The organism is Bythopirellula superficialaquae (genome assembly GCF_059632245.1).
The window spans coordinates 300,319-321,921 of record NZ_CP197426.1; the positions used below are offsets into that span (position 1 = coordinate 300,319).

At 53.8% G+C, this 21,603-nt stretch carries 14 protein-coding genes; 10 read left to right on the forward strand and 4 right to left on the reverse strand.

The features are described from left to right. Position 1: 1 nt before the first annotated feature. The 3 genes from SH678x_RS01310 to SH678x_RS01320 all read left to right on the forward strand — a co-directional run bounded on the left by SH678x_RS01310 (position 2) and on the right by SH678x_RS01320 (position 5,093). Positions 2-724: a metallophosphoesterase family protein gene (locus SH678x_RS01310; protein WP_496921076.1), complete on the forward strand. Its 723-nt coding sequence runs from the start codon at positions 2-4 to the stop codon at positions 722-724. Between the two features lie 151 nt (positions 725-875). After that, positions 876-1,355 (forward strand): TspO/MBR family protein, encoded by a 480-nt coding sequence (locus SH678x_RS01315; RefSeq protein ID WP_496921077.1) that lies wholly within the window; start codon positions 876-878, stop codon positions 1,353-1,355. Positions 1,356-1,541: 186 nt separating this feature from the next. After that, a complete protein-coding gene (locus SH678x_RS01320) occupies positions 1,542-5,093 on the forward strand; it encodes a mechanosensitive ion channel domain-containing protein (protein WP_496921078.1) in 3,552 nt (1,183 codons plus the stop codon). Positions 5,094-5,188: 95 nt separating this feature from the next. On the opposite strand, the gene SH678x_RS01325 is transcribed toward SH678x_RS01320, so the two are convergent. After that, positions 5,189-6,631 (reverse strand): TAXI family TRAP transporter solute-binding subunit, encoded by a 1,443-nt coding sequence (locus SH678x_RS01325; RefSeq protein ID WP_496921079.1) that lies wholly within the window; start codon positions 6,629-6,631, stop codon positions 5,189-5,191. A gap of 696 nt (positions 6,632-7,327) precedes the next feature. On the opposite strand from SH678x_RS01325, the gene SH678x_RS01330 reads away from it, so the two are divergent. The 7 genes from SH678x_RS01330 to SH678x_RS01360 all read left to right on the forward strand — a co-directional run bounded on the left by SH678x_RS01330 (position 7,328) and on the right by SH678x_RS01360 (position 18,084). After that, a complete protein-coding gene (locus SH678x_RS01330; RefSeq protein ID WP_496921080.1) occupies positions 7,328-10,342 on the forward strand; it encodes a vitamin B12-dependent ribonucleotide reductase in 3,015 nt (1,004 codons plus the stop codon). Between the two features lie 339 nt (positions 10,343-10,681). Further along, on the forward strand, positions 10,682-11,788 hold the full coding sequence (locus SH678x_RS01335) for a DUF294 nucleotidyltransferase-like domain-containing protein (RefSeq protein WP_496921081.1): 1,107 nt from the start codon (positions 10,682-10,684) through the stop codon (positions 11,786-11,788). Next, positions 11,788-12,534, forward strand: coding sequence for an IolE/MocC family protein (locus SH678x_RS01340; protein WP_496921082.1), 747 nt, complete (start codon positions 11,788-11,790; stop codon positions 12,532-12,534). The genes SH678x_RS01335 and SH678x_RS01340 overlap by 1 nt, the downstream gene beginning before the upstream one ends. Positions 12,535-13,024: 490 nt before the next feature. Then, a complete protein-coding gene (locus tag SH678x_RS01345) occupies positions 13,025-13,537 on the forward strand; it encodes an ankyrin repeat domain-containing protein (RefSeq protein ID WP_496921083.1) in 513 nt (170 codons plus the stop codon). Between the two features lie 712 nt (positions 13,538-14,249). Then, on the forward strand, positions 14,250-14,855 hold the full coding sequence (locus tag SH678x_RS01350; protein WP_496921084.1) for a hypothetical protein: 606 nt from the start codon (positions 14,250-14,252) through the stop codon (positions 14,853-14,855). A gap of 180 nt (positions 14,856-15,035) precedes the next feature. After that, positions 15,036-16,532 carry a PQQ-dependent sugar dehydrogenase gene (locus SH678x_RS01355; RefSeq protein ID WP_496921085.1) on the forward strand — a complete coding sequence of 499 codons (1,497 nt, stop codon included), beginning with the start codon at positions 15,036-15,038 and terminating at the stop codon, positions 16,530-16,532. Positions 16,533-16,914: 382 nt separating this feature from the next. Beyond that, positions 16,915-18,084 carry a DegT/DnrJ/EryC1/StrS family aminotransferase gene (locus tag SH678x_RS01360; RefSeq protein ID WP_496921086.1) on the forward strand — a complete coding sequence of 390 codons (1,170 nt, stop codon included), beginning with the start codon at positions 16,915-16,917 and terminating at the stop codon, positions 18,082-18,084. 420 nt (positions 18,085-18,504) lie between these two features. Here SH678x_RS01360 and SH678x_RS01365 read toward each other — a convergent pair whose 3' ends face one another. From SH678x_RS01365 to SH678x_RS01375, 3 genes are all read right to left on the reverse strand, one after another. Then, the gene (locus tag SH678x_RS01365) at positions 18,505-19,083 is read right to left on the reverse strand and encodes an HYExAFE family protein (protein WP_496921087.1); all 579 of its coding nucleotides are present in this window, start codon (positions 19,081-19,083) and stop codon (positions 18,505-18,507) included. 344 nt (positions 19,084-19,427) lie between these two features. Then, positions 19,428-20,765 (reverse strand): histidine--tRNA ligase, encoded by a 1,338-nt coding sequence (gene hisS / locus SH678x_RS01370; RefSeq protein WP_496921088.1) that lies wholly within the window; start codon positions 20,763-20,765, stop codon positions 19,428-19,430. Positions 20,766-21,015: 250 nt separating this feature from the next. Further along, entirely contained in the window at positions 21,016-21,456 is a 441-nt protein-coding gene (locus SH678x_RS01375; protein ID WP_496921089.1) for a YkgJ family cysteine cluster protein, read from the reverse strand. Positions 21,457-21,603 lie beyond the last annotated feature (147 nt).

Below are 21,603 nucleotides of genomic sequence, written 5' to 3' on the forward strand. Positions count from 1 at the left end.
TATGGACAATCCGTCGGGGCGGCTCATTGCCATCGGCGACGTGCATGGCTGTATTCACGCGCTTGATACGGTGATCGACGCGATTGCCCCCACGTCGCAAGACCGCATCGTGTTTCTGGGCGACTTGGTCGATAACGGACGGAACAGCCGGGAAGTGCTGGAGAAGATTGCTGAGTTGCAGGGGATCTGCCAGGTAGTTTTGATCCAAGGCAACCATGAAGAAATGATGCTGGCCGCGCGGGAAAGCGAAGAGGCGTACCGCTTTTGGGACAGTTGCGGGGGCGCGACGACACTTACCTCATATAAATTTCCTGGGAAGCTGAGCGACGTGCCGGCCGAGCATTGGGCGATGCTAGAAAGTTGTGTTCCGTATTACGAAACAGAAGACATCATCTTCACTCACGCGAACTATCTGCCCGACGTGCCGATGGATCGTCAACCGAAACATTACTTGCGATGGACGTTGTTCGATCCTAATGAGATGCACCCGCACATGAGCCGCAAGCCGGTGGTCGTGGGACATACTGAGCAGAAGGAAGGCGAGATTGTCGATCTCGGTTTTGCCATGTGCATCGACACGGCTTGTTGGAGGTATGGGTGGTTAACGGCGATGGATTGCCTCACGGGCGACATCTGGCAGGCAAGTCGGTGGGGCGTGATGCGCGAGCCACAGGAAAGCTCTCATCGTGAGCGATTGACGCAGATTTTTGCGAGCCATGGGTGACGTTCGGCGAGCTATTGCGGCTTGTGCCATAATTGGCAGAAGATTTGCAAGTTGCCTTGAGCGGTATTCGCTAGGTGTAATTTTTGTTCTCTGAAAAATCTTTGAAGCCCCTCACCTAGCCCCTCCGGGGTATCGGGAGGGGGATATTGCTATGAAAAACTTATTAGGCTTGATCGGTTGGATCGCGATTTCGTTTGTTGCCGCTGGCCTTGGCGGCGCTGCGTCTGTGAATGCGCCGGACTTTTATCGTGAGTTGACGCTCCCCACTTGGGCACCGCCGGCCTGGGTCTTTGGGCCTGTGTGGACGGTTCTCTATTTGTTGATGGGAATCGCGGCGTGGTTGGTGTGGCGCGAACGCGGTTTCGCGGGAGCGAAATTGGCGCTCACTTTATTTCTGGTGCAACTGGCCGCGAACGCGTTGTGGAGTTGGCTCTTCTTCGGCTGGCAGCAAGGGTTGTGGTCGTCGGTGGATATTGTGCTGCTGTGGGGATTGATCGTGGGGACGATCATTACGTTTTGGCGAATCAAACCGCTGGCCGGAGCCTTGTTGATTCCCTATCTCGCGTGGGTGTCATTTGCCGCGGTGCTCAACGTGGTGATCTGGCGGACAAATCCGCAACTGCTGGGATAATTCTTGCCAAAAAACGATGCTAGCATCTTCGGATGGAAATCGCTCACCGTGGTGATTGTGCTGCCAAATGGTCTTTGAAGAAGTCAGCGTCGGCCTGGGGTTTTGTTCTGAAGCGATTCGCATGACAATGGAACGAGCTGGCTTGGAAAGTTGGCTTGAGTTTTGCGAGGTGGAAAACGGATGTTCATGTCTAGCGATCATTGGCAACGGCGATTTTTCTTTTGGCCGCGATGGATGTTAACCATCGCATGTTTATGTCTCTGCGGCCCACACCTTGGGGCGCAAGAGCAGGAGACTCCCTCTGCGGAGTCGCCCCCTGCGAAGACTCCCTCTGCGGAGGCGCCCGCCGAAGTGGTGGCACCCACTCGCAATGAAGATGAGGAAGCGCCCTTTTCACCGGAGAAAGTGAAGCAGTCTCAGGAGGACATCCGCCAAAAACTGAGTACGCTTGATTCCTCAGGGCTGTCGGAAGAGGATCGCAAAAAGGCGGCAGAGTTCTATCAGAAAGCGCTCGATTCGCTAGCGAGTTTGGAAGAGTTCCGTAGCGAGAAGCTCCGCCACAAAACTAATTCGGATAAGTACGATAAAGAGCTTGCAGAATTTCAGGCGAACTTATCGCAATTGGCCAACGAAGCGCCTCCACTTATCACAGGCGATTTGGTCGAGCTCGAACAAGAACTCGCCAGGCAAGAACAGGTCGTACAGTTAGCGCGTGAGAATCTCGCGAAGTCGGAAAAACAGCCCAAGGATCGACAGACGCGCTTGGCCGAATTGCCACAACTTGTCGTCGAAAGACAACAGGATTTGGAAAAAGTTGAGGCTAAGTTAGCAGAGGTCGAAACCAAGGATGCGACCGACGTGTTGGCTAACGCGGAGCGCAACTATCTGGAGAGTCGCGCGGCCGCGCTGAAGATGTCGCTTGAGGAAATGGAAGCCCAGCGGCAGTACTTCACCAAGAGCCCAGATTTGGTCCAGGTTCGGCGTGACTATCGGGCTAAGTATTTGGCGCAAGAAGAGAAAAAGCTTGCCGCGCTGCATGAGGCCATCGACGCCCGCAGGCTCGCAGAAACAGAAGCCCAGGCGAATGAGGCGGCGAGGATGGCTGCTGTGGAGCGTCCTGAAGCGATTGCCAAACTTGCACAAGAAAACTCTCAATTAGCGGAAAAACAAGCCGAGATCGCAGCCAAGAGTACGGCGCTGACAGATGAACTCGCTCAAGTGGTTCGTGAGCGTGACAAACGGGATAATGAGTTTACACAGAGCAAAGAACGAGTGAATGCCGCCGGATTGACCGAAGCGAGCGGTCAACAGATGCGTCAGCAACAAGATCTGTTGCCGGATCGCCGCGCGATCAGCCGGCGAATAGCTCTTTTAGAGCGCGAAAAAGAAGATGCCATTTACTCTTCCTTCGATTTGATCGATCGCAGGTCGACGATCAAGGACATGGACGTCGATGAGCGAGTAGCGAAGATACTCGAAAAAATTCCTGCCGATCAACGAGCCGCCGCCGAGCAAGAAGTGCGCGAACTTCTGACCGCGGAGTTACAGATCCTTGACTCAGCGATCGAGACGTACGACTCGTATTCCCGTCAGCTGACGAAACTCGCGGCCGCGCAAGATGAGTTGCGGATCACTGCCAAGGAATATGCCGACTTCATCACCGAGCACGTGTTGTGGATTCGCAGTACGTCGTTTCCGCGGCTGGCTGATTGGGAGCCCGCCGTCGATGCGGTGAATTGGACGTTTAATCGCGAAAATTGGCACGATGCGATCAAGGCATTGTGGGTTAAGTCTGGAAGTTCGCCGTTGGCTGTTTTGCTGTTTGTCGTGGTGTTGGGATTTTCATTGTATATGCACCGGCGTTTGCGAAATCGTTTGCGTGTCGTGGGGATCGAAGCCGAGAAACGAACCAGCACCGATTTTTGGCCGTCGCTCGAAGCAACATGGATCACCATTTTGATGGCCTTGCCGTGGCCGGTGATTCTTGGCTTTTTAGGTTGGTGGATGGACAGCCCGCTCAACGAGTCGGAGTTTGTGCGTTCGCTGTCGATGAGTCTCCAGTTCACGGCTTTGTGTTTGTTGCTCTTAGAACTCGTGCGGCATTTGTGCCGGACGAAGGGACTTGCTGACGCCCATTTCAATTGGCCGCAATCCTGTTTGCAGCAAGTGCGGCGGCACATGCGGTGGTTGATTTGGGCCTGCTTGCCGTTGGTGGTCTGGCTCACCGGCTTGGAAGTACAGAACGTTGAAAAGCTGTGGAGTTCGTCGCTGGGAAGGGCGTGCTTCGTGGCGGTGATGGGTCTGACATCGTTCGCGGCGTATCGCGTGTTGCTCTCGCAACAAAGTCCATTTCGGCAGTTGCTGATGAACCATTCCGAAACCAACTCGCCGCAATTCTTTCGCATTTGGGCCCCCGTGGTCACGGCCTTGCCGTCACTGCTCGCGCTGTTGGCGATCGCCGGTTATTACTATACGGCCCAGCAGCTCACACTGCGACTCTTGCAAACAGCGGCAGTGGTACTGGTCTTGCTCATCCTGGGCGGATTAACGCGGCGGTGGATCTTGGTGAATCGACGTCGACTCGCACGCGAGCAAGCGAAACAGAAGCGCGCTCAAGTAGCTGCGGCTGCCGCAGCCAATACCGCGAGTGACGAGGCCCCGGCCTTGCAGGCAGCGGATATTGCGGAAGATTCGGTGGATCTTGTCGCGTTAGGCGAGCAAACCTCAAAGTTGGTGCTTACCGGTTTGATTGCCGCGGGTTTGGTGTCGGCTTGGTTTGTGTGGGGTGAAATGTTGCCCGCGCTGGCGTACTTTGGCCAGGAACCGATTTTCCCCCGACCGGGTGTCGAAAACGCACTCACTTGGGGACAGTTGTTTCGCTTTTTGTTGGTGCTGGTCGTGACTTACGTCGCAACGCGCAACCTACCGGCGTTAATGGAATTTGCCATTCTGCAGCGGTTGCCGCTTGATGGCGGTTCGCGTTACGCGATTACGAGCATCAGCCGCTACGTGCTCGTGGCCATAGGCCTTAGCACGGCGTATTCATCGCTAGGATTTACGGGGACGAGCATCCAATGGCTAGTCGCGGCGATGGGCGTTGGCCTAGGTTTTGGCTTGCAGGAGATTTTCGCCAACTTTGTGTCGGGCATCATCCTACTGTTTGAACGGCCGATCCGCGTGGGCGATATCGTCACGCTTGGTGACAAGACCGGCGTGGTCAGTCGGATTCGCATGCGGGCGACGACGATTCTTGATCCCGACCGCAAGGAATACATCGTTCCCAACAAGGATCTCATCACCGAACGATTGTTGAACTGGACGCTCTCGGACACGACCAATCGTATCGAAATCAAAGTTGGTATTGCTTACGGATCGGACACGGACCTCGCCTGTCGATTACTCCGAGAAGCAGCGGGTGAACATCCGCTCATACTCAAGGATCCCGAGCCGGTGGCGACGTTTGATGGGTTTGGCGCCAGCACGCTTGATTTCACATTGCGCTGCTTCTTGCCGAATATGGAGAAACGGCTGATGGCAATTCACGAGCTTAATACTGTGATCAACCGGAAGTTTGAAGCGGCGGGGCTTGAGATGGCTTATCCTCAAATGGACGTGTATGTGAAGCGTTGGCCGGAGAATTGGCCCGACCCCGAGGCACGGGGGTTGGCAAAGAAGGTCCATCACAACGGAAATGGGCACGACAAGGCCGCGGCGGGAAACGGCCATCATGGAAGCTAAAGTGTTGAAGTCACCGCTCAGTCCAGCGATAGAAGGCAGTTGGGAATTTGGTTAGCTTACAACTGCAATAGTATTCGCGAGCTGCAACTGCTCGATCAAGCTGCGCGTGAACGTTCCTCTGCTGAAACGACGTAGGATTTCGGAGATTCTTCAGTACGCGTTGCGGCTCGCTGTATTTGAGCGCGACTGTCAGACAGCATCGAGAGTATGGTCATTAAGACCAGTTCCCCTTGAACGCGATTATTGCAGTAGTCTTCAATGAGTTTTTGCTTAAGTTTCACCAAGCGAGAATCGAGTTCTTGAGCGTGGAGAGCAGGACATTTCAGCGTATTGTCGTCAACCGATTCATTGCCAAAAACGAGCGCATCGACGCGGCGAATCTCTTCGAGATACTCGCCCGGGCTGCAAACATTGCGACGACGCAGATAGCCGTAGAGACTGAGCACTCCGGCGATAAAAGCACCAAAGATACTCAGGCCGTCGCTAAACCGTTCGAATAAATCTCCGGTGATCAGGGGCTTTTGTCTTTGCAAATACGATTCAGCCGCATCATGTGCGCGAATCGAATCGACAATTCGATTCGGGGGGAGTGGTGCAATTCGGTGAGTAAAACTCGAATCAAAAACCGTCTGCATAACGCGTGTCACTGTCTCGGCGGGGACATCCCGATGAGCCACGAGTAACGAACGTAGTCCAATCGACGGACATTCGACAGCGGGCATGGGGGTGGAGCCCACGTACATGGCGGCTGGAATTTTCGTCTGTTCGACAAAATTGCGATTAATGTTATCCGTCGGACCGTTCGGATCTGACAAAAGGAAGTTATTCGCATAAGGAAACGGAACGATCTCGTACAAACCCGTGTCGAGCAGTCGCTGGACCACATTTGACGGGAGAGAAGCAACGAGCAGAGCAACATCGGGAAGCTCTTTGGCTAGTTCTTGTCGTTTTGCTGAAGATGCCTGGACAATTTCTTCGGCGTGACTCATCAATTCGTCCTTGGTCCAATTCATCGCAGTGCATTCATGTGACAGTTGCAAAAAGTCTAGAACTTCGATTCCCATCGCATGGTCGTTGGTGCCTGGTGGTCCGATGTTTACGCGGTGGTTCTTGAAAATGTCGGATAGCGATTTGTTGGTCGCGGTAAGCTCGCGACGCGCCAGAATATGCAATGGTGCAACGTCTAATCCCGCCAAAATTTGAATATGGTCAACATCACGAACTTGTAGCCCTAAAGAAACGATTGCTGCGTCGATCTGACGAGTCGCAAAGCCCGTGAGCGTGGCTTTCAAGCCACTAATTGGTACGATCGTAATGTCGACCTTGGCCTCTTTCGCTTCGGCCGCAAGGTGTTTGGCAATCTGATAGCGATGATCGACTGTGGTGCCGGCCGCTAACCGTAAACTGTGTCTCTCGGGACGGCGACTGGCTTCAACGGCTGAATAAGCAACCCAAGTCAAACAAAGGATGGCAATTACGACAAATGCGTGTGCTTTGCCCCATCGGAGCGAAAGGTTCGTGAGAGATTGGCGATGCATGGCGGGATTTCAGCTTGAAGTTTTTGACACGTGCCTGAAGCCGGGCAAGGAATCGGTAAAACGGGCTTGTAGTCGCAAAAATCAGCCAGAGCAACGTCACCTGGCTTCATTACGACCAGGATTAGCGTGCGGCGTAGCAGGAATTCAATCTCCTTGAGGAACGAGCCGCTTGGCCGAGGTGTCGGGCCCCAGTTTTCTTAACAGAACCGCAACGGGTTCTTCTTGCTGGCATCACATTCGACACAAAGTATTGTGTGCTAGCAGGTTACGGAAACCACAAAATTCGATTGACTCTCCGCCCTAGAGGTGTATGATCGTCTCCCGCGACCAACAGCATATAGTAGATTGATGGGCATCATCTACTATATGTAGTGGTTTGGGTAAAATTTCCCCTCGATTTTGTCGAGTCAATCCCGTACAGCCCCAAAATCTGGTAGTGGACCAATCGCCTCGTGGGACCAACAGCGGCCCAGTTAACCGAGCGGCCTACCAGAGGAATTGCAGCAGATCGGCATGGCTGGCCGATCCAACTATGCGTATCTTGTGTACGCATGTACATTATAATAGGTATGGATGCCCTTATCCAGCTCCTCAAAAAGAGGGGCCAGCTCCCGAAAAACAGGAGGTTGCGCTGTGGCTACAATTGATTTAGGCAAATCGGATTCAAAATTGGCTCGTGCCTCAAAGGCTCCCCGCATGGCTGGCGAAAGCGTCAAAATTGGCAGTTCCGAAGCTCAGAAGATATTTCATGGTCGGTTGAAGATTGATGCAAACTTCGCCCCGACCGACGTCGACGATGTGTTCAGCACCGTGAACTGGGAAATCCGTTCCGCCGCGATCAAGGGCGAGAACGGCGAAGTGCTGTTCGAACAAACCAACTGCGAAGTTCCCTCGTTCTGGTCGCAACTCGCCACGAACGTGATTTGCAGCAAGTATTTCTACGGCGAGATCGGCACCGATCAACGCGAATACAGCGTCAAGCAGCTGATTCACCGCGTGTCGCGCACGATCACCGATTGGGGCCTCGAAGACGGCTACTTCGCGTCACCCGCCGACGGCGAGCGGTTCTATCGCGATCTGTCGTGGTTGTGCCTCCACCAACATGGCGCGTTCAATTCGCCCGTGTGGTTCAACGTTGGCCTGTACCACCAATACGGCGTGACGGGTGCGAAGTGCAACTGGCGTTGGGATCCCGTGACCCGCGAAGTCGTGCAGCCTGAGAATCCTTACGAATTCCCCCAAGGCTCGGCCTGCTTCATTCAGCACGTCGACGACAACATGGAAGACATCATGGAGCTCGCCCGCAGCGAGGCCATGTTGTTCAAGTTCGGTTCGGGCACCGGCACCGACCTGTCGACCTTGCGTTCGCATCGCGAGAAGCTCGCCGGTGGTGGCAAGCCCTCGGGCCCGCTTTCGTTCATGCGTGTGTACGACCAAGTCGCAGCCGTCGTGAAGAGCGGTGGCAAGACCCGCCGCGCCGCCAAGATGCAATCGATCAAGGTGTGGCACCCCGACGTGATGGAATTCATCGAGTGCAAGTGGAAGGAAGAAAAGAAAGCCCATGTGCTGATCGAAAAGGGTGGCTACGAATCGAACTTCAACGGCGAAGCCTATAGCTCGATCATGTTCCAGAACGCAAACCTTTCGGTGCGCGTGACCGACGACTTCATGCAAGCCGTCGAGAAGGACCAAGAGTGGACCACTCGCTGGGTGACCGATCCCAACAAGGCGGGCCCAACTTATAAGGCTCGTGACGTGATCAATCGAATGGCCGATTGTGCGTGGCACTGTGGCGATCCTGGCGTGCAATACGACACGACGATCAACAATTGGCACACGTGCCCCAACAGTGGCCGCATCAACGCGTCGAATCCGTGCAGCGAGTACATGTTCCTCGACGACACGGCCTGCAACCTGGCGAGCATCAACCTGATGAAGTTCCGCCTGCCGGACGGCACGTTCGACGCCGAGCGTTTCAAGGCCGCCTGTCGCGTGTACTTCATCGCCCAGGAAATTCTGGTCGATCACGCGAGCTATCCGACCAAGGACATCGCCAAGAACAGCCACTTGTTCCGTCCGCTCGGGTTGGGTTATTCCAATCTCGGCAGCTTGCTGATGTCCGACGGCATTGCCTACGACAGCGACAAGGGTCGCGGGGTGTGCGGTGCGGTGACCGCCTTGCTGCATGGTACTGCCAATCTCACCAGTGCCGAACTCGCCGAAGCGGTTGGTCCGTTCGATAGCTACGAGCTCAACAGTCAGCCGATGAATCGCGTGATGCAGATGCACCGCGCTGCGGTCGACGAGATCAATCCCGAGTGCCCCGACTACTTGGTCGACGCGGCTCGCGACTTGTGGGACGACGTGTTGGTCGCGGGCAAGGCCCACGGCTTCCGCAACGCCCAAGCGACCGTGCTTGCTCCGACTGGCACGATCAGCTTCATGATGGATTGCGACACAACCGGCATCGAGCCCGACATCGCGCTGGTGAAGTACAAGCAGCTCGCCGGTGGCGGCATGCTCAAGATCGTCAACCAGACCGTGCCCCTGGCGCTGCAAACTTTGGGCTACGATCAGCCAGCCATCGAATCGATCCTGGGTTACGTCGACCGTGAGGACACGATCGAAGGGGCCGCCGACTTGGAGCCCGAGCACTTGAGCGTGTTCGATTGTGCGTTCCAAGCCCGCAACGGCACCCGCAGCATTCCTTGGCAAGCTCACGTGACGATGATGGCCGCGGCTCAGCCGTTCCTCTCGGGTGCGATTTCGAAGACGGTCAACATGCCGCGTTCGACGACCACCGAAGAAATCGCGCAAGCCTACATCGACGGCTGGAAGTTGGGCCTCAAGGCGATCGCCATTTATCGCGATGGCTCGAAGGAAAGCCAACCGCTCAACACTTCGACCGAAGCCGACAAGCAGAAGGACAAAGAAGCGGCGTTGGCCGGCAAGCCACACCGCAAGCGGCTCCCCGACACGCGGCAATCGATCACCCACAAGTTCAGCATCTCGGGTCACGAGGGCTACATCACGGTGGGCTTGTTCGAAGATGGCCGGCCGGGCGAGTTGTTCATCACCATGGCCAAGGAAGGTTCGACGATCGGCGGCCTGATGGATGCCTTCGGCACGAGCGTGTCGATGAGCCTGCAATATGGCGTGCCGCTGGAGGACTACGTTCGCAAGTTCTCGCACATGCGATTCGAGCCGCAGGGTTACACCAAGAACCCCGACATCCGCATCGCCAAGAGCGTGATCGACTACATCTTCCGCTGGTTGGGCATTCAGTTCCTGCCCGGCTATAAGGAGGCGTCTCTCGGAGTCGCGGAGAAGGGGCCAGGGGTCGGTGGTCAGGGGTCAGGAGTTAGTGACCCGTTCTCTGAATTGAAGCCCGTCGACAAGAAGTCCGGCGGGCAGGGTGGAGCCAAGGCGGAAGGCGGAAAGGGGAAGGGGGAAACGAATGGTCATCACCCATCCCCGAGCCCCCAGTCCCCAGCCCCTTACACCAATGGCCACGCCAACGGTGCAAGCACCAGAATGCTCGCTCGCGCGGGGGCTATGTTGAGTGACCTGGAAGATGGCGGCGACCGCAACGAGCAGTTCGCCAGTTTCCAGTCGGATGCCCCGGCGTGCGACGGCTGCGGCGCGATCACGGTCCGCAACGGCAATTGCTATCTCTGCCACAACTGCGGCAACTCGATGGGATGCTCTTAAAGAAGACGCGAGTTACGAGCAGCGAGGCGCGAGATGAACTCGAAACTCGTCGCTCGTAACTCGCAACTCTCAAACAACTGCTCGTAGCAGGAAGCGTTGGGCAACGAAGCCCGCGAGCAGTTTTAATTTGAAAATGTCGAAAAGCCCCGCACCTTGAGAAAGGTGTAGGGGCTTTTTTGCGTAATTTCGCAATACAAGGCCAATTTTGGGGCATTCATAATGCCGAGCCAAGACGGGTGGGTGCTGGACAACAGATTCTAGTTTGTCAATGCTGACAATATGCAAGCAAGTTTGTTAGGCTCTTGAATACTCGCAAATCGATGACTTTATGAGAATATAGTGTCAGCCCAAACCCTCCAACCGCCGTCGGCTCCTTCACCGCTGGACGAACTTGCGGTGCGATTAGGACTCGCGTTACCTAATATAAAGAAGGCATGTGAAGCTGCCAAACACAGAAGAAAAGAGATCGAGTCTGCGCTCGCCGATTTCCAGCTGCCGGATGAGACTTCATTAGTTGTATTTGGCTCGCTTGCTCGCGACGAGCAAACTGGCGGAAGCGATGTGGATTGGACACTCTTAATTGATGGTCCTGCCGATCCGCAACACTTTACACTCGTCAATTCGATAACAGAGAAGCTGCAACTCGCGGGAATGAAACCACCCAGTAAAGCTGGTGCATTTGGCGCGATGGCAAGTAGTCATGAGTTAGTCCACCTTATCGGTGGCGATGCTGACACCAATCCCAACATGACTCGGCGAATGCTACTGCTACTTGAGTCAGCGGCTGTTGGAGCAGATGCTGTCAGAGAACGAGTGATTCGTACGATTCTCAACCGATATATCGTATGCGGTCCGGGAGTTTCAGATTCATCGCTCGGGAAACTAAAATGCCCTCGTTTTTTGCTGAACGATGTTGTTCGGCTGTGGAGAACATTTGCGGTTGACTATGCCGCAAAGAAATGGCAACAGGCCGACCAGAAATGGGCGATTCGCAATGTCAAATTGCGCATGCCCCGAAAGTTGACCTTCGTTAAAGGTTTGCTTTTGTGTTTCGATTGTGAATTGTTTCACGAGAGTGAGCCTTGGCAGGAGGCAGATTTAGAGAAAGAAATTAACGTTGGTTTAGTGGAAGAACGTCTAGTCGAAGGGTGTCACTTCCTGCTGCAATACACACCTTTAGATGCGCTCGCTCGGGTATGTGATTTGTTGAAGTGCGATTCAATATCAAATGACTTATTTACGGCGTACGATTCATATCTTGAGTTGATCGGTGTTGAATCAAAAAGAAAGCATCTCGAAAACGATGTTGATTTTAATTCCGCTTATGAAGATAAGGTATTCAAAGAAGCGAAGGAGATTAGCAGCAAATTTGGAAAGGCTTTGGAAGCCCTGTTTTTCGATAATGAAGTGTTGAAAAACAATACTAGAAAGTACGGAGTCTTTTGATGAGAGTATTTGGATTTTCAACTGGTGCGTTGGCTTTGGGCGATTTTTCGAGAGGTGTGGAGCTTCAGCAGAATGACGAGATACGAGCATGCGAACTATCAGCATTGAGAGAGGATGAACTAGATGGATTACTAGCTGCTCTTCCAACAATAAACCTGGGACACTTTCACTATCTTTCTTTTCATGCGCCTAGCAGCTTGCATTATCTAAATGATGCCGGATTGGTAGAGAAACTGAGGCCTGTAATCGAAATGGGTATGCCGATCGTCGTTCATCCAGATATTATTCAGGATTTTCGGCCTTGGAAGCAATTAGGCGATCTTTTGCTACTGGAGAATATGGATTCTCGCAAAAGAGTTTGTCAAACCGCTCGTGACATGGCTTGGTATTTTGAAATGCTTCCACAAGCAAGACTGTGTTTCGATATTGGACATGCTCGACAAATTGATCCCACGATGAGCGTTGGGGCCGATATACTTTTACGATTTAGAAAGAAATTAGCCGAAGTTCATATCAGCGAAGTAAACTGGCAATGTAGGCATGTGAGCATCAGCACAGCAACTAAGTGGGCTTTTCGGAAGATTGCCAAATTGATTCCAAGAGATGTTCCTGTCATCATCGAATCGCTTCTCAGTGAAAAGTTGCACGATAACGATGAGAGTCGTGTTATTGCAAAGGAACTTGCTGCTGCTAAGGCTTCTTTGAAGCCCGAAGCAAGTGGTCATCAGAAGGGTTGCCATAAATGAATTCAGTAGAGGCCTCCAAGGGCTAAATGTTGTGACTTCGTTGCGTTACAGATGTATTCCAATCGCACCCATTTCGGTCTCGGCAATCTTTCTTACTGAATTCAGCATTTGTCAGTAGCCCATCGACTGTCACCCCGTTGGGGTTATTGGTGCAGGGCGTTAGTTGTTGTCCAGGGACTTACGCCGCCTAGCTATTGACTTTCACTCCTTCGGAGTTGAATTCTCTTAGCCACGAAGTGGCGAAAGTTAATAGCCAGGGTGCGTCAGCCCCTGGAGGGAGATGTGTTGCAATTCATCGCCCGCAGGGTGGGCATGTGTTCCGTCGATGCGTTGCTGAGGACGAAACTCTCCGCACTTGGTTTCGGCCTCGAATGCGTGATAGCGTCCATAGCGCGGTTTTGCTCGGTCGAGGATGGGGGTGGGGAATTGGCGGTAGGAGTGTAAAACTACGTTGTTCAGACTTGACTGACATCAATAAAAGACTCAAGCGATGCCAGAAATATCACCTATCCACATCGCAATTGCGAACAAAGAAGAAGTCTGTGTTGCCCGATTGCTCGACGAAGGTGCGAACCCGAATGTTGAAGCCTATTCGGGAATGTATGCCTTGGAGCATGCCATATCCCAAAAAATGTCTCGGTCGACGATTAAGAAGCTTTTGGATTGCGGGGCCGATGTTGAAGGGGCAGAATTCTATTCTCCGCTGATTGACGCTGTGCAGCTCTGTCATAACGACGCCATTGAGCTTTTGTTAGAGGCAGGTGCTGATCCCAATGTGGTCGAGAACGAAGCGGAGGAAAACACGGCACTCGCACTTGCCGCTCATTTCGGCAACATAGATGCGGTAAAGTTGCTCCTCGAAGCCGGTGCTGATCCTCGCAAAAATACAAAACCTACGTATACGAATCCCAAGGTAAGGGAAACGCCTCTTCAGATCGCAACTAACAAGGGGCACACGGAGATAGTCACCATCTTGGAAGAAGCGATATCACGTTTGAGCTAGCTGAATTCGAGAACTGTCGACTGCCACCCCGTTGGGGTTGATGGTGCGGGGTGGTGGTTGTTTTCCAGGGGCTTACGCCGCCTGGCTATTGACTCTAACTCCTTTGGAGTTAGGGTGTGATTCAGGCGTTTATAGAACTCTGACTTTTGACGGCTTCGGAGTTGCATTCTCTCAGCCACGAAGTGGCGAAAGTTCATAGCCAGGGTGCGTCAGCCCCTGGATAGAGAGGCGTTACATATCATCGTCCGCAGGGTGGGCATGTGTTCCGGCGGTGCGCTGCTGAGGACGAAATTCCGCACTCGGTTTCGGCCTCGAATATGTTCGTGCGGTACACAGCGCTTGTTGCTCGGCCGAGGGATGTTGGTGGGTGTTAACCCAGGGAAGCCCCAGCATTCGCGAAGCTCATATTGTGGCAACCCTGGCCTAGGGTATTTAACCCGAACGGTATATCGGAGGCGTGTGCGGATGATGCGGCGATGCCATCCCTGGATTCTTAGGAATAGGGTTAATTTACAATCCAATGGGGTTGGTGATGAGCTTGTCTTGTCTCCCTTGGGCAAGAGAAGATTTGTTTTTGTGAGGGGAGCTAGATTTGTAGTGGATTTCACCACAGACGACTTGTAGAATCATACCTGCTCTTACTTGTAACTTGGGTGGTACGAGAACCAAAGAGAGACACAACAATCCCGTCCATGACAAAGCGAGGGTCTCCATGCAGAAAACTACGTTGTTGGCAATCGCAACGGTCTTCTCCTCATTCAACTTGTTGTCGGCGCAAGCCATTGTCTTTGATTTCGAGTCACTCCCCGGTGGAGGGTTTTCAAGTGTTGTCAGTACCGTCGAGGGGCTGACGCTGACCGCCACCTCGACCGTCAGTGGCGCTATCGTGCGAACGGACAACCCACCGCACCAACTACCGCTAGGTATGGGTGATCGGTCGTTGGTTGGCAGTCTGACCGAACGATTGGTGTTGAATGGCTTTACGCCGATTCGTATGGGGTTTTCAAGTTTGTTGAATTCTTTGTCGGTGGACGTGGGAGATAAAGGCGGCGATAATGACGGCACTGTTCGCATTCGAGCTTACGACGCCCTGGATCAATTGATCGCTAGCGACAGCCTTGACTATGGTTTCTCGGAGTTAAATTTAACGCTTTCGATAGCCGCACCGGGGATCAGCTATATCATTGCCGATTCGTTCGGAGGTCCAAATAATCTAAACAGCGTGTTGTGGGACAACGTGACGGTTACTGTTCCTGAACCGAATGTTTTGGCTCTCGTCGCGATTTTCGGTGTTTTGGCCAGTTGCCGGAGAACTTGAATAGGTCTCATCCCGGAGGGATGGAAGCGTTGAGTGAGGGAGCCAAGGGCTCCGGCGGGGTGATTTCCTGGATAGGAAGCTGCGCGACCAATATCTTGCAAGCAATTTGACTTGGACGTGTGGTTCACCCAGAATCGAGGGTTTGCACAGCAGCTCCCGATTTCAGAAACCTTTTTCTCCATGAGCCAAATTCTCTTCCCGCGAAGTTTGTCCCCCCGTGTGCACAAGGTCGCAAAACTCTGCCTGGGAATTGTCGCGCTTTGGTTGTCGCCCATCGGCGGTGAGTTGGCTCGTGCCGTGACGCTTCAGGCCGAACTTGTCGTCAACTCCGGCCTGAGCAATCCCGTGTTCGGATCGGCGCCCGCGGGAGAAATGGGCAAGCTCTACATTTCGGAACAAAACAATGTGGCGATCAAAATTCTTGATCTCCAAACGATACAACTTACGACGTTTCTCGATCTGCCGGACATTGTGGGCAACCAAGTGGGGCTGTCGGCCTTTGCCTTTCATCCCAACTACGCCGAGAATGGCAAGTTTTATCTCAACCTCTTCGATTCCGAGGACATGCGCGTGAAGATCGTTGAATACCAGCGATCAGCGGAAGATCCGTTGGTGGCTGATCCGAATTCACGACGGGAAATTTATTCGTTTGAAAATCCGTCGGGAAGCCATAACGGCGGTTGGCTCGGGTTTAGTCCTATCGATAACTATTTGTATATTGGCACGGGCGACGGTGGTGCGATTGGTGGACCGCTGGCCGGTTTGCCGGCTCAGGACCCCATCAGTCCGCAAGGCAAAATCGTGCGAATCAGTGTTGACGTGGATGATTATCCGTTTAATGACTTACAGAATCATGGGGTACCTGGCACAAATCCATTTGTGGTTAACGGCGTGATTCGCGACGGGTTTGCGATGGGCTTGCGGCATCCTTATCGCGCTTCATTTGATCGTTTGACGGGAGACCTTTACATCGGCGACGTGGGTGCTTCTCTGTATGAGGAAGTGAACGTGCTGCCCGCGAATTCCGGTGGCGGGCAGAACTATGGTTGGCGAACCAAGGAAGGACCTTTCGATCAGCCTCGCTATGACGATCCTATTCCCGAGGGTGTCATTGATCCCATTCACTACTACCCGCGCGAGGCAGGGGCGGCCATCATCGGTGGCTATGTTTATCGCGGGTCGGGAATACCAGGATTTCAGGGGCACTACATTTTTACTGATGCCGTGACGGGGACGTTCACCTCGTTGCGGTATGATGGAACGAATGTCGTTGATTTGACGGATCGCACTGCTGAATTGGTCAACCCGGTGACGGGAGGTGTTTACAACTCGATTGTCTCGTTTGGTGAGGATGCCGCGGGAGAGTTGTATTTTTTTGATCGCATTCTCGGCGACGTTTACAAGATCATCGCTGCGCCCCTACAGATTGTGCCTGGCGATTTTGATCGCGATGGCGACGTTGACTCGGACGATCTAATTGTTTGGCAAGATGGCTATGGCTTGGATGAGCGTGGTGACGCCGATGGAGATGCGGACACCGATGGTCGGGATTTTCTGATTTGGCAGAGGAATTTTTCACAAGAGGACGTGGCGACGACCGTGGCCATTCCTGAGCCGACAGGCATTGTTTTCGCGATGGGTTTTACGGTCGCATTCTGTATCAGGCGCAAAAGCTAATCGAATTCTTGCGCACGACGGTGTCATTGATCCGTGCAAGTATAGAACGGATGAACACCGATGTCGCTGATTTACGCAGATTTTTTACTGAAGCAAGCAGAGAAAGCAGAGGAAATTTAAGAACGCTAATCTTCACTAATAAACACTAATCTTTGTATTCATAAGCGAAGATTAGCGGTGATTAGCGTTCTCGTTTCTGCCTGCTCTGCTACCCCCGCTCTCTCCTGTAAAATCCGCGCCTATCCGCCGAATCCGCGTTCATCCGCGTTCTAAGTCTTGTTTTCTAGGTGCGAAATGAACTTGCTGGCCGCTTAGCGAGGTCGTATTCTTCTTTCCCAAACCGCCCCTGGATGGGACGGCTATTTAGCTCTGGAGAAACGATATGGCACCCACGAATGTTCAACCCACCTCGGTCCCCATGCTCGACGTCAATCGTCAGAACGGTCCGATCAGCGCCGAGATCAACGCGGCCATCCAAAGCGTGTGTGCCAGCGGGGCGTTCGTGAACGGCCCGGCGGTGAAAGAGTTCGAAGAGGCGATGGCCCGTTATTGCGGGACGCGGTTCGCCATCGGTTGTGCCTCGGGGAGCGATGCGCTCTTGCTCGCGCTGATGGCACTCGGAATCGGCAAGGGCGATGAAGTGATCATCCCTAGTTTTACATTCTTTGCGACGGCCAGCAGCGTGACACGATTGGGCGCGACTCCCGTGTTTGCGGACATCGTGCCGGAGACATTCAACATCGACCCGGCGGATATCGCCCGCAAGTTGTCGCCGCGGACCAAAGCGATTATGCCGGTCCATTTGTTCGGCCAGTGTGCCGACATGGGATCGATCAACGCGATTGCCCGCGATGCGGGGCACATTCCCGTCATCGAAGATGCTTGCCAAGCGATTGGAGCTGAGTTCGAGCATCGCCGTGCGGGGGCCTTGGGACGGATGGGCTGCTTCTCGTTCTACCCCACCAAGAATCTCGGCGGCATGGGTGACGGCGGTCTCATTACGACCGACAACGCTGAGCTTGCCGACAAGCTGCGGATCTTGCGCGATCATGGCCAGTATCCACGTTACTATCATCACGAAGTGGGGATCAACAGCCGGCTCGACTCAATTCAGGCGGCCGTACTCAGCGTGAAAATGTCGCAGCTCGCGGCCAGTGCAACCGGTCGGGCGAAGAATGCCCAAACCTATGCCAAGGAATTCGCGCGGATGGGGCTCGATGCGCGGATCGCGATTCCGACCGTTAAGCCGGGTTGCGTGAGCGTGTGGAATCAATTCACCGTGCGGGTACGCGACGGCGAGCGTGACAACCTGCAAAAGCACCTCAACGAACGGAAGATCGGCTCGGCGGTGTACTATCCCGTGCCGCTGCATCTGCAAAAATGTTTTGCCTTCTTGGGACATCAAGTAGGCAGCTTGCCCGTGACCGAACGGGCGTGCCACGAAGTATTGAGCCTGCCGATCTACGAATGCCTCACCGCCGACGAGCAGTCCTATGTGATCGGTTCGATCGCCGAGTACTTCGGCTTAGCGGCAGGTCGTCGCGCGGCTTAAGAAAATAGTACGCGGACAAACGCAGATTTGGCTGATGTTCGCGGATCACAAGAAAGTTTACAACAGGCAGTGAATACAGAAAAACTGAGAACACTAATAATCACTGATTAACGCTAATACAAAAATTCTAATTAGCGAAGATTGGCTTCGATTAGTGTTCTGTCTCTCTGCGAAATCGGCTATCTGTGTGAATCCGCCGAATCCGTGTTCATCGGTGTTCTATCAATCTTCCGCTTTCACGCGGCGGAAGTCGGCGGCGCGGCCACTGGGGCGCAGTGCGCAGAGGGAACCGAGGACGATGCAGAGTAAGACAATTCCCCAAGCCATAAGTAAACCTTTTCAAACCGCTGATGGACGCTTATTAACGCTAATGGGGAAAATCAGAAACAATGACTTGCCTCAATTAGCGGTACCTCTATTTTAACTCGCGACCGGTGCCGAGCCAACCAACGCCAATTCGGCGGATTCAGTCCTCTCTTTGGGCTTAGCGGCCCCGAGGATCGTGTCGAGCGGAAACGCCGCTTGCCGGAACGTGGCGGTGGGCATGCTGACGGTTTGCCACTTGGCCGACAGGGGGCGGGAAAATTGGATGTAATCCGCCGTGCGAACCGCCAGGAAAGCATAGAGACGCTCTCGGAAGGCAAATAGCCGCGAAGCCTCGATGGGAGAGCGATTGCCGACCACTTCGTAGGCAAAGACCAACAGGGCCAAGCTGCCGGCACCGAGCTTGTCTTGCCACTGGGCCATGCTCACCAGATCGTCCCAGGTGGACCAATTCCGCCAATACTGCTTTTGTTTCGTGCCCGAGGGAAACTGGCGTCCTTTGATGTCGATGAGCAGCGACACGCTGTCGGAGGGCGAGACGATGTAGTCGAGATTCTTGAGCGAACCCCCGGCAATCAGACTGCGACGCTGCTCGTCGACCGCGACATAGGCAACCCGCTGTTGCCGCAAATAGGCTTCGAAGGCGAATTCGTAATGGTTGTGCCGTTTGGCCATCAGATTCTACTACAGAAGTTTTACCACAGAGGACGCAGAGAGCACGGAGGAAGAAGTAACCACGAATCAAACGAATAGCACGAATAAATACAAAGAGACTGAACACTAATTTTTCCTAATGATCGCTAATCAATTCATAAGCGTTTATTAGCGAAGATCAGTGTTCAATTTTCCTTCCTAATTCTTGTTATTCGTTTGATTCGTGGCTTCTCCAATTCAATCCGCGCATCAGCTAATTATATTAGCGTCCCACAGCGGCTCTTCTCCGCGTCTTGGCGATCTCTGCGTTAAAAATTCTTGAGAACGAATTTCGCACCGCAGAAAACCTACAGAAAACGCGGCGATTAGCTCGCCAAAATTTGCTGGATTTGTGTCACCACTGCGGTGGCGCTATCGGCGAGCGATGCGGTTGTGCTGCCTCCCGAAGCGAGATCTTTCACTTGGCATTCGTTGGCGGCGAATTCGTTTTCGCCCGCGACCAGGGCGATGCGAAAACCCCGGCGGTCGGCGTATTGCAATTGCTTGCCAAGTTTCTTGGGCTCCGGATAGAACTCGACGCCGATCCCAGCGGCGCGGATTTGCGCGGCGAGCTTTAAGTAATCGTTGCAACGTGAGGCATCGAAGAACGGCAGGAACACGGGGGCAGGGGTGGCGGTCTTTTCGATGCGGCCCAGTTCTTCCATCGCCGCGAGCAAGCGGTCGAGACCCAGGGAAGCTCCCACGCCGGGGAGCTGTTCTTTAGTGTAGAGCTCGGCCAGATTGTCGTAACGACCCCCGCTACAGACGCTGCCGATCTCGGTAAGCTCGTCCAAGAACGTTTCGAGCACCGTGCCGGTGTAGTAGTCGAGGCCGCGGGCGATTGAGACATCGATCATAAAGCGTTCACTCGGAATGCCGACGGCAGCGAGAGCGCTCGTCATTTCAGAAAGTTCAGCAAGGCCCCGCTCACCGGTTTCGCTCCCTTTGAGCAAGGAGGTGAGATTGCCGAGAATCTGCTCGTTCGTGCCGGTGAGCTCGGCAAGCTGCAAAATCTGATCGATCTGGTCGGTCGTGGCGCCGGCGGCAGAGCTAAGTTCTGCGGCGACGGCGTTGGGCCCCGCCTTGGCCAATTTGTCGAGCGCCCGCAGGACGTGCGTCGATTGTTCCTTGAGGCCCAGTTTTTCCAGCAGGCCGTTGAGGACCTTGCGGTTGTTGGCGTGGATGGTGAACCCAGTAAAACCAATTGCCGAGAACAGATCGTGCACGACGAGCACCATCTCGATGTCGGCGGAGTTGGACAGAGTGCCGATGGTGTCGAAATCGCACTGCATGAATTCGCGATACCGGCCACGCTGAGTGTTTTCGCCTCGCCAGACGTTGGCGATGTGATACCGCTTGAACGGTGTGCCGAGTTCTTGAATGTGTTGGGCTACGAATCGCGCGAGGGGGACAGTGAGGTCGAACCGCATGCCGACGTCCCGGCCGCCGTGATCTTGAAAGCGGTAAAGCTGTTTGTCGGTTTCGTCGCTCCCCTTGCCGGTGAGGATTTCGAGATGCTCAAGCGCAGGAGTGTCGATCGGGGCAAAGCCATAGGAACGATACACCCGCCGCGCGACATCGATGATCCACTCGCGCGGAATCATGGTCGCGGGCAAATAATCGCGAAAACCTTTGAGTGTACGGGGCGAAATTTTAGCAGACATAAATTTTTATTTGGGACGCGGATGAACGCTGATTTGACGGATTCACACGGATAAGGTTTACAGGAGGTAGCAGAGAACGCAGAGGAGGAATTTGAGAAACACTAAGCGCCGCTAATCTTCGCTAATAATTTATTTTTTAGTGTTACATCAGCGGAGATTAGCGTTTTGCTTTTCTCTGCTCTCTCCGCTACCTCCTGTAGAAATATCCGTGACGATCTGCTCAATCCGTGTTCATCCGCGTCCTATCAAATTAAAGAACAGGTAAGAGCTCGGGTTTGCGGCTGCGGATGCTTTGGCCTTTGGGCTGCACCACCGCTTCGGTGTATTCCCACACCTGCTCGGCGGTTTCCAGATAAAAATCGTAGGTCCAGTCGCTGTCGTATTCGCAGTTTTCGGTCGTGTACTCGCGGCAGATTTGCGGCCGGGTTTCGTAGATGCCGCACATGTTGTTGGACTGGAGATGCTTGCAGACCGTGTGGACCAGCAGATACCAGTCGCCGTCGTCCTTGAAGATGCTGGCCCGTTCGTGGAGCAGATACCAGCGGATGTATTCGAAATCCTTGAACTCCTCGGGCGTGTCGATCGGCAGCGCGAAATAGCGGCAGCACTTGGCCGAGCAATATTCGCAGAGGACTTTGCCTTCAGGGAGTTCGTCGCGATTGATAACCGTGAGACCGAAGCCGGCGGACATAGGGGAATCCTTGGGGAATTACGGAAATTTCAGATCATTACCTTAGCATTTGCGGGGGGAATTGAGAAGCAGCTGGGGAGTTATAGAACGCAGAAGAACGCGGATCGGGCGGATTCACACGGATTCTATTTGACAGAAGGTAGCAGA

What these genes read in the sequence shown, in the direction of transcription:
- SH678x_RS01340 (WP_496921082.1), top strand. Translation starts at nt 11,788, where the DNA reads ATGAGAGTATTTGGATTTTCAACTGGTGCGTTGGCTTTGGGCGATTTT.
- SH678x_RS01365 (WP_496921087.1), bottom strand. Translation starts at nt 19,083, where the DNA reads ATGGCCAAACGGCACAACCATTACGAATTCGCCTTCGAAGCCTATTTG.
- SH678x_RS01330 (WP_496921080.1), top strand. Translation starts at nt 7,328, where the DNA reads ATGGCTGGCGAAAGCGTCAAAATTGGCAGTTCCGAAGCTCAGAAGATA.
- SH678x_RS01325 (WP_496921079.1), bottom strand. Translation starts at nt 6,631, where the DNA reads ATGCATCGCCAATCTCTCACGAACCTTTCGCTCCGATGGGGCAAAGCA.
- SH678x_RS01355 (WP_496921085.1), top strand. Translation starts at nt 15,036, where the DNA reads ATGAGCCAAATTCTCTTCCCGCGAAGTTTGTCCCCCCGTGTGCACAAG.
- SH678x_RS01345 (WP_496921083.1), top strand. Translation starts at nt 13,025, where the DNA reads ATGCCAGAAATATCACCTATCCACATCGCAATTGCGAACAAAGAAGAA.
- SH678x_RS01310 (WP_496921076.1), top strand. Translation starts at nt 2, where the DNA reads ATGGACAATCCGTCGGGGCGGCTCATTGCCATCGGCGACGTGCATGGC.
- SH678x_RS01360 (WP_496921086.1), top strand. Translation starts at nt 16,915, where the DNA reads ATGGCACCCACGAATGTTCAACCCACCTCGGTCCCCATGCTCGACGTC.
- hisS (WP_496921088.1), bottom strand. Translation starts at nt 20,765, where the DNA reads ATGTCTGCTAAAATTTCGCCCCGTACACTCAAAGGTTTTCGCGATTAT.
- SH678x_RS01315 (WP_496921077.1), top strand. Translation starts at nt 876, where the DNA reads ATGAAAAACTTATTAGGCTTGATCGGTTGGATCGCGATTTCGTTTGTT.
- SH678x_RS01350 (WP_496921084.1), top strand. Translation starts at nt 14,250, where the DNA reads ATGCAGAAAACTACGTTGTTGGCAATCGCAACGGTCTTCTCCTCATTC.
- SH678x_RS01375 (WP_496921089.1), bottom strand. Translation starts at nt 21,456, where the DNA reads ATGTCCGCCGGCTTCGGTCTCACGGTTATCAATCGCGACGAACTCCCT.
- SH678x_RS01320 (WP_496921078.1), top strand. Translation starts at nt 1,542, where the DNA reads ATGTCTAGCGATCATTGGCAACGGCGATTTTTCTTTTGGCCGCGATGG.